Origin of the sequence: Flavobacterium sp. (assembly GCF_035456225.1) — a bacterium.
Taxonomy (GTDB): domain Bacteria; phylum Bacteroidota; class Bacteroidia; order Flavobacteriales; family Flavobacteriaceae; genus Flavobacterium.
In genome coordinates this window covers 1-8,288 of record NZ_DATIDM010000071.1, presented here as the reverse complement: position 1 = coordinate 8,288, position 8,288 = coordinate 1, and the positions used below count along the sequence as shown (strand labels likewise).

The 8,288-nt window shown below is 39.0% G+C and carries 8 protein-coding genes; 3 read left to right on the top strand and 5 right to left on the bottom strand.

Going from position 1 to position 8,288, the window contains the following annotated elements; genetic code table 11:
• The 3 genes from VLB74_RS04155 to VLB74_RS04145 all read left to right on the top strand — a co-directional run.
• The coding region (locus tag VLB74_RS04155) for a hypothetical protein (protein WP_325202202.1) at positions 1-476 on the top strand (476 nt) is incomplete at its 5' end.
• A gap of 48 nt (positions 477-524) precedes the next feature.
• Complete coding sequence (locus tag VLB74_RS04150) at positions 525-911, top strand: hypothetical protein (protein WP_325202201.1); 387 nt, start codon at positions 525-527, stop codon at positions 909-911.
• Between the two features lies 1 nt (position 912).
• Positions 913-1,563, top strand: coding sequence for a sigma-70 family RNA polymerase sigma factor (locus VLB74_RS04145; RefSeq protein WP_325202200.1), 651 nt, complete (start codon positions 913-915; stop codon positions 1,561-1,563).
• A 76-nt stretch (positions 1,564-1,639) separates the two neighbouring features.
• On the opposite strand, the gene VLB74_RS04140 is transcribed toward VLB74_RS04145, so the two are convergent.
• The 5 genes from VLB74_RS04140 to VLB74_RS04120 all read right to left on the bottom strand — a co-directional run bounded on the left by VLB74_RS04140 (position 1,640) and on the right by VLB74_RS04120 (position 8,016).
• Positions 1,640-1,933, bottom strand: a complete 294-nt coding sequence (locus tag VLB74_RS04140; protein WP_325202199.1) for a type II toxin-antitoxin system RelE/ParE family toxin — start codon at positions 1,931-1,933, stop codon at positions 1,640-1,642.
• Positions 1,934-2,176, bottom strand: a complete 243-nt coding sequence (locus VLB74_RS04135) for a type II toxin-antitoxin system ParD family antitoxin (protein WP_325202198.1) — start codon at positions 2,174-2,176, stop codon at positions 1,934-1,936. It lies immediately after the preceding gene.
• 92 nt (positions 2,177-2,268) lie between these two features.
• Positions 2,269-3,705, bottom strand: a complete 1,437-nt coding sequence (locus VLB74_RS04130; protein WP_325202197.1) for a TolC family protein — start codon at positions 3,703-3,705, stop codon at positions 2,269-2,271.
• Positions 3,692-6,907, bottom strand: coding sequence for an efflux RND transporter permease subunit (locus VLB74_RS04125; RefSeq protein ID WP_325202196.1), 3,216 nt, complete (start codon positions 6,905-6,907; stop codon positions 3,692-3,694). Before VLB74_RS04125 ends, VLB74_RS04130 begins: the two co-directional genes overlap by 14 nt.
• Positions 6,908-6,930: 23 nt before the next feature.
• The gene (locus tag VLB74_RS04120) at positions 6,931-8,016 is read right to left on the bottom strand and encodes an efflux RND transporter periplasmic adaptor subunit (RefSeq protein WP_325202195.1); all 1,086 of its coding nucleotides are present in this window, start codon (positions 8,014-8,016) and stop codon (positions 6,931-6,933) included.
• Positions 8,017-8,288 lie beyond the last annotated feature (272 nt).

The window sequence follows — 8,288 nt, the reverse complement described above, 5'->3', positions numbered from 1 at the left end:
CATTAGCAACAGTTGATGCATTCTACAACGAACCAAATCAAGTGGAAGTAAAACTTAATCGTTTGTTAGAGAATCAAAAACAAATTGGTGCTGCCATTGTACCGTTCTACGGGAAAGCTGCGGGAGATCAGTTGGCGAAACTGTTAAAAGAACATATAGAAGGTGCGATTCCGGTATTGAAAGCGGCTAAGGCAAATGACAAACCGGCTTTAGACAAAGCACTTGCAGCCTGGTATAAAAATGCTAAAGAAATTGCCGATTTCCTTTCTGCGGCCAACCCTAAAAACTGGCCTGAATCAGTTACCGAACCAGCGTTGAAAAGCCATATCACTCATACGACGGAATATTCAGTCAATATACTTAAGGGTGATTATAAATCTTCCGTCGATGGTTTTGAAGGAGCACTGCAACATATGCTGATGCTTGCTGATGTATTGTCGGAAGGAATAGCTAAACAGTTTCCCGATAAATTTTAAAACTAAATAGTTTCATTTAAGCTAAGTAAGACATTAACATTAAATAAAATGGAAAATAACAGATCACAAGAGCTTGTGTTAGTACAGACCTACAATCTGTTAAAATACACATTCGTAATTGTGCCCATCGTAGCAGGGGCGGACAAGTTCACAAACCTGCTTACAGATTGGGATCAGTACCTCAATCCCACAATTGCCGGTATGCTGCCTTTTTCGTCAGATACCTTTATGATGATCGTGGGAGTTATTGAAATTGTTGCTGGAATCATTGTACTGAAAAAAACCGAAATTGGAGGATATATTGTTGCCGCATGGTTAACATCCATTGCATTGACATTATTACTCAGTTTACACTATTTGGATGTGGCAGTAAGAGATCTTGTAATGGCAATAGCTGCTTTTTCAATGGCGCGAATTCATAAAATTGTAAAATAAAATGCAACAGTCAGATAAACTTTCCGAAACCGAAATAATTGACCGGGTTTTAAAAGGCGAAAAACTGCTTTATGAACTCATCGTAAGGCGGTTTAACTCCTATTTGTACAAAATTGGAAGGTCTTATAATTACAACCATGAAGATACACAGGACCTGATGCAGGACACTTATATTGATGCCTATAAAAGTTTGAGCCAATTTAAGAATCATTCAAATTTTAAAACGTGGCTTATCCGTATCATGCTGAACAATTGTTTCAGGAAAAAAGAAAAATTCAGTTTCAAAAACGAGTTTGCAAAAGCAGATCTAAACGAAAATGTAACACCGATGTTTACCAATTCAAATAACGATGCTAATAAAAACATTCACAACCGTGAATTAGGCCGTGTCATAGAAGAATCACTTTCTAAAATACCCGAAGAGTATAGAATGGTTTTCTCACTAAGGGAAATCAGCGGATTAAATGTGTCGGAAACTGCCGATTTGCTTAATATCAGCCAGGCAAATGTAAAAGTGCGGCTTAACAGGGCGAAAGTAATGTTAAGGGAACAGTTGGAAAAATCCTATTCGACCAGTGAACTCTTTGAATTTAATCTGATCTATTGTGATGCATTAACGGCAAACGTGATGCAGAAAATAAACGAACTTTAAGTAAAAGAGAAAAGCCACCCTACCGAAGTAGGATGGCTTTCAAACCAAGTAGTAAACCGCTGTTGTGTGACGGGTCCTATATTTGTTTTTTTAAATCCATCATTCCATGTAAAATTCTAATAATTTCAATTTCGTTTTTTGAAATCTCGTGATAGAATATAATGTGTTCACCGCATTTGTAGCCTAGAACATTTTCTAAAATGATTTCGTAAGGTTTTCCGAATTTTGGATTATTAGCCAAATCTGCACAAGAAGCCATTAATAAGTTATAGTATTTCTCGGCTTGATTTTCAGACCATACTTCAACAGTATAATCCCAAATATCTATTAGATCATCTAGAGCTTTATTGGTGAAATGATATTTGGTCATTTATTTTTTTCTTGCCTTTAGTGTTTCTAAAAATTCTTTACGATCAAAATCTTTCGCGATACCGCTCTCAATTCCTTCTTGTAGAGCTTTTTTTAATGCAATAATTTTGTTTTCTTCATCTTCAAGTAGACGTAATCCTGCTCGTACAACTTCGCTTGCGTTGTTAAAGCGTCCAGTATTGATGCTACTTTCAATAAAACTCTCAAAATGATTTCCTAAAGATATTGAAGTGTTTTTTCCCATGACTTAAAAAGTTTTTATGCAAGTTACCAAAAAGTGGTAACAGGTGCAATTTCTACACTAATTTTTTTCGGAATCTCACACAACTAACTAATTTATTCCCATCCGCCACCTAGCGCTCTATAAATGTTAACCATTGCATTTAATTGCTGCATTTTGGTTTCCACTAAATCAAATTTAGATTCTAAAGCATCACGTTGCGTTAGTAATACCTCCATATAGTCTGCCCGTGCAGAACGGAATAATTCGTTCGATATTGAAACTGAAGATGTAAGCGCTTCTACCTGCTTCGATCTTAAATTGTAGCTTTTTTCAAGGTTACTGATTTTCGAAACCTGATTAGCCACTTCCACATAACCCTTCAAAATGGTCTGTTCGTAGTTAATAACCGCCTGAATCTGTTTAGCATTGGCCGTATTGTAACTCGCTTTAATTGCATTTCGATTGATTAGCGGAGCCATTAAATCACCCGCTAAAGAATACAATAACGATTCCGGATTAAACAGATAACCAGGATTAAATGCCTGATAACCAATTCCGGCAGTAATTCCGATGGTAGGATAGAAACGGGCTCTGGCTGATTTTACATCCAGTTTTGAAGCTGCCAGTTCGAATTCCGCCTGACGGATATCCGGTCTGTTCTTTAAAAGTTGTGAAGGAATACCGGCGTGAACCACATTTGGCAACAAATCGTTAAACGCGGTGGTGTTTCTTTCTACATGTTGCGGAAAACGGCCAACCAAGAAGTTGATTTTGTTTTCGGTCTCCACGACTTTTTGCTCGATTTCAAACTGAAGGCTTTTGGTTTTTAAAACTTCGGCTTCAAATTTTTTCACCGCCAATTCAGTAACTCTGGCTGCCTCTTTTTGCAGTTTTACGACTTCTAAAGCGTTGCTCTGAATTTCAATGTTCTGATTTACGATTTGCAATTGGCTGTCTAACGCCAGCAGCTCATAGTAAGAATTTGAAATTTCGGCAATCAGATTGGTAACCATGAAATTCTTGCCTTCCACAGAAGACAGGTAACGGTTTACCGCAGCCTTTTTAGCATTGCGGAGTTTCTTCCAGATATCAATTTCCCAATTTGCGTAAAGACCGATACCATAATCCTGTAATGGTTCCGGCATTTCCTTTCCGGGTTTGATTTCTGTATTCGCTTCCATAGCACCGATGTTAGTGTAACGGGCAACTTTATCGACAGCAGCACCGGCTTTTACCCCAACAAAAGGAAGGTACTCTCCTTTACGGGCACTGATTTCGTTTTTAGAAATCTCGATTTCCTGCATGGTGATATTTAACTCCTGATTGTTCTTCAGTGCAGTTTCAATTAATGATTGCAAATAGCTGTCCTTGAAATACTCTTTCCAGGAAATTTTACCGGAGTTAACAGTGTCCTGAACAGCGGTATACTGTTCAGGCACTTTAGTGTTAGCTGTCTTTTCTGCCAATCCCGACATTTTACAACTTGCAACGCTCAACAAAACGATGGCAATTGCAACGGATTGGAATATATATTTCTTATTTATTCTCATTGTGATTTTCTTCTGAATGATTGTCTATTTTAAAATCATCTATCGTATGGACAAAACTCTCGGTTAATGAGCTTTCCTCTTCATCTTTGATTAATTTCTTACCGTCAGCCAAACTTCCGAAGATGAAATACAATCCGGGAACAATAAGTACCCCGAAAATGGTTCCGAAAAGCATACCTCCCAAGGCCGCAGCACCAATGGTACGGTTACCGATAGCGCCGGCTCCATGAGCAATAATCAACGGAATCAATCCGGCGATGAAAGCGAACGAAGTCATCAAAATTGGTCGGAAACGTACTTTAGCTCCTTCAATGGCAGCATCGAGTATCGTAAATCCTTCACTTCTCTTCTGGAGGGCAAACTCCACGATAAGTACGGCATTTTTACCGAGTAATCCGACGAGCATGATAAGTCCGATCTGTGCATAAATATTATTCTCAAGTCCCATCAGCTGGAGAAGCATGAACGAACCGAAAATACCCACCGGAAGCGATAAGATAACTGATAATGGGATGATAAAGCTCTCGTATTGTGCCGCCAACACGAAATAAACGAACAACAATACAATAGCGAAAATGTAAATCGATTCATTTCCTTTGCTGGCTTCGTCAAAAGACAACCCTTCCCATGCAATATCATAGCCTTTCGGTAATGACACTTCGGCTACTTCGCGAATAGCTTTAATAGCTTCGGCAGTGGTATAACCTTTTGCAGGAAGTCCTTGAATTGCTGACGAATTGTACATGTTATAACGTGTAATCTCGTTAGGGCCCTGACCTTTTTTAAGTGTCATAAATGCCGAATACGGAACCATCTCGCCTTTATCATTTCTAACAAAAAGGTTCAAAATGTCTGATGGTAATCTTCTGTATTTAGGATCAGACTGAACATAAACTTTGAAGAAACGTCCGTATTTGATGAAACCTTGTTCGTAGGTACTACCAATCAAAATGTTGAGGTTTTCCATTGCTTTTCCGATGGAAACTCCTTTTTGCATTGCTAATTCGTTATTGATTTCCAACTCATATTGCGGATAATTGGCTGCGAAGAAGGTAAACAATCCGGTTAATTCTTTGCGTTTGCCAAGGTCTTCCATGAATTTTTTATTGATTCTGTCGAAGTCCTGGTAATCGGTTGTGGTATTTTTATCCAACAAACGCATTGAGAAACCTCCCGAAGATCCAAATCCCGGAATGGCCGGCGGTTCGAAGTATTCCACGACAGCTCCAAGATTTTTGGATTTTTCTTCCAATTCTTCCATGATTTCTTTTACCGTGTGCTTACGATCTGACCATTTTTTAAGGTTGATCAAACAAGTACCGGCATTGGAACCACGTCCTTCGGTCATAATCTCATAACCTGCCAATGATGAAACCGATTCTACTCCGTCTACCGTTTTACAAATTTTTTGAAGTTTTTGTGAAACCTTATTGGTAGTTTCCAGTGTAGAACCCGGAGGCGTTTGAATAATAGCGTAAATTGTACCCTGATCTTCAATAGGGATGAAACCTGAAGGCAGGATTTGATTTTCCACGAAAATACCCGCACAGAATGCTGCTAATATTCCGAATGTCAGCCATCTTCTGCTTACAATGGATTTCAGTATGGCAACATATTTTCCGGTAAGCTTGTCAAATCCGGCATTAAAACGGTCTAACGCTTTGGTAAACAGATTGCCTTTCTTTTCATGTCCGTGATGGTTTTTCAGCATCATCGCACATAAAACCGGTGTAAGGGTAAGCGCGATAAGAGCCGAAATAACAATCGAACTTGCCATGGTAATGGAGAACTGGCGGTAGAATGTACCAACAGGTCCGGACATAAAGGAAATAGGTAAGAACACGGAAACCATTACTGCTGTAATCGCGATTACCGCACCAGTGATTTCTCCCAATACTTTTTTAACTGCTTGATATGGTGTAATATCCGGGAATTCTTCAAACTTGGCGTGGACGGCCTCGACGACGACTATGGCGTCATCCACCACAATACCAATAGCTAATACAAGGGCAAAAAGAGTTACCAGGTTAATGGAAAGTCCAAAAAACTGAATTACAAAGAAAGCACCGATTAAAGATACCGGAACCGCTAAAATTGGGATTAAAGTTGAGCGCCAGTCGCCTAAGAAGACAAATACCACAAGAGCTACCAAGATGAAAGCATCTCTCAAGGTATCAATTACCTGCTCAATCGAAGCATCAAGGAACTGGGAAACGTCGTAACTGATTTTATAATCCATTCCTGGTGGGAACGATTCTTTCATTTCTTCCAGTTTTCCTTTGATTTCTTCAATAACTTCACTTGCGTTACTTCCGTAATTTTGTTTCAATACGATAGCCGCAGAAGGATGCCCATCTAAATTGGAGTAGATGTCAAAGAATTCACTTCCTAATTCTACTTTACCAATATCTTTTAAATGGATGCTTTCACCGCTTGAATTGGCACGGATGATAATATTTTCGTACTCTTTCGGTTCGCTGTATCTTCCTTTGTAGGTTAAAACGTACTCTAATGATTGTGCGGCGATACCCGAACTTTGCCCGATTCGTCCAGGACGTCCGATGATACTTTGCTCACCCATGGCTTCCATTACTTCTTCAACAGAAATGTTGTAAGCTCTCATGCGCTCCGGGTTCAGCCAAACACGCATCGCATAGGTTCTGCTTCCTAATATTTGGGAACGGGCAACACCTTTAAGTCGGTTGATTTCCGGGAGCATCTTTACGCTGGCATAATTGTACAGGAATTTTTCGTCCATGCTTTTATCCTTCGAATAAAGATTCACGTACATCAGCATACTCGGCTGGATCGGTGTAATTACCACACCTTCACGCTGAACAAGTTCAGGCAAAAGAGGCATTACCTGATCGACCCTGGTTTTAACGCGAACAACCGCCTGATTGGGATCGGTGCCGGGTTCGAAAATAATTCTCAAGGTAGCTTCTCCGGCACTGGTAGCATCCGTTGCGATATAACGCATTCCTTCAACACCATTAATCGAATTTTCAAGGGTAATTAGGGTGGATTTCACCAATACGTCTGCACTGGCTCCTGGGTAGGCGATAAAAATATTTACCGTTGTTGGGGCAATCTGCGGGAATTGTGAAATTGGCATCTGTTTGATGGCCAATGATCCCACAAATAGTATCATGATTGAAATGACAATCGCAAATACCGGTCTGTGTATGAATTTGCTAAACATTTTTCTTTCTTTACGATTTTAAATTATTCAGCATATAATTCTAAATGAGACAAAACATACGCAGGATCCTCTACTTTAGATTCAATTTTTTCGTTTTCTTTCACCATACGTAATCCTTCAAGAAGAATTCTGTCGCCTTCGGATAAACCGCTGCTTACGGCATAGATATGTGGTAATTCGGCTGCAATTGTAATCGCTCTTGATCTTACCTTATTTTCTTTATCAACCACGTAAACATATTTTTTTTCAAGCACTTCGAAAGTGGCTTTTTGCGGAATCAATAAGGCGTTTTTCAAAGGAAGGATGGTCTGGATACTTCCGGTTTCTCCGTGTCGTAATAATCCTTTTGGATTAGGGAAAGTGGCTCTGAACGAAATGTTTCCGGTTTCGTTGTTAAAATCAGCTTCAATGGTTTCAACCACACCAACATGATTGAAGTACTCATTATTAGCCATCAACAGGTTAACTTTCGTTTTGGAATTTTCGTTTACTTTAGATTTATAGTCCAAATATTCCGCTTCAGGAACATTATAATAAACCCACATTTTGCTGTTATCGGATAACTCGGTCAGCAAATCGCCTTCCTCCAATAAACTTCCTAAACGAACGTGAAATTTGTCGATGATGCCATCAAACGGCGCTCTGATTTCCGTAAACTGAAGGTGAACTTTGCTTAATGCCAATTCAGCTTTGGCTTTGTCCAATTTTGCTTTAGCCATTGCTAATTCGTTAGGAGAAACTACATTTTTCTCTGCTAATTTTTTGGTGTTCTGGTATTCAATCTGAACGAAATCAGCCTCTGATTGCGCTTTTTGCACTTCTGCCTGATACAGATTAGGCATGATTTGAAACAGCAATTGTCCTTTTCTAACGAACTGTCCTTCATCCACAAAAATCTTTTGTAGGTAGCCTCTTTCTTGGGCTCTCAATTCGATGTGATTTATTGCATGTATCTGACACACATAGTTTTTGGTGGTAATGGTGTCTCTTAAAATTGGGTTAGTAACAGCAAATTTTGTTTTTTCTTCTTTTTTTTCTTTTTCGGAGTTGCAACTTGTGTTCAATAAAAGACCACACAAGCTAAAAAGCAACAAAAGTCTTTTAGCCATAATATATAAAATGGGATGATGTATAAGTAAATAGTAATATAATGGCACCGCCTTCCTTTTAGAGAAAAGGAGGTTTTGCTTAAATTAGTAAGGTTCTAGTGCCGGTAAAAAAGACTTATAGAATCATATCCTGTAAACACAGAGGATAATGCGAAGGGATCGCATCGTTTCTAAATATAAAATATGCTTGCAGGGCGCTAAGCCATTTTGTATTTGAGTGCTGAAATTTCCTGATGAACGAGGGTAAAAGTAATTTTCAAAGAAGTTGAAAT

Excerpts from the sequence above, each read along its gene's own strand:
- VLB74_RS04130 (WP_325202197.1), bottom strand. The coding sequence starts at position 3,705 with ATGAGAATAAATAAGAAATATATATTCCAATCCGTTGCAATTGCCATC.
- VLB74_RS04150 (WP_325202201.1), top strand. The coding sequence starts at position 525 with ATGGAAAATAACAGATCACAAGAGCTTGTGTTAGTACAGACCTACAAT.
- VLB74_RS04145 (WP_325202200.1), top strand. The coding sequence starts at position 913 with ATGCAACAGTCAGATAAACTTTCCGAAACCGAAATAATTGACCGGGTT.
- VLB74_RS04135 (WP_325202198.1), bottom strand. The coding sequence starts at position 2,176 with ATGGGAAAAAACACTTCAATATCTTTAGGAAATCATTTTGAGAGTTTT.
- VLB74_RS04120 (WP_325202195.1), bottom strand. The coding sequence starts at position 8,016 with ATGGCTAAAAGACTTTTGTTGCTTTTTAGCTTGTGTGGTCTTTTATTG.
- VLB74_RS04125 (WP_325202196.1), bottom strand. The coding sequence starts at position 6,907 with ATGTTTAGCAAATTCATACACAGACCGGTATTTGCGATTGTCATTTCA.
- VLB74_RS04140 (WP_325202199.1), bottom strand. The coding sequence starts at position 1,933 with ATGACCAAATATCATTTCACCAATAAAGCTCTAGATGATCTAATAGAT.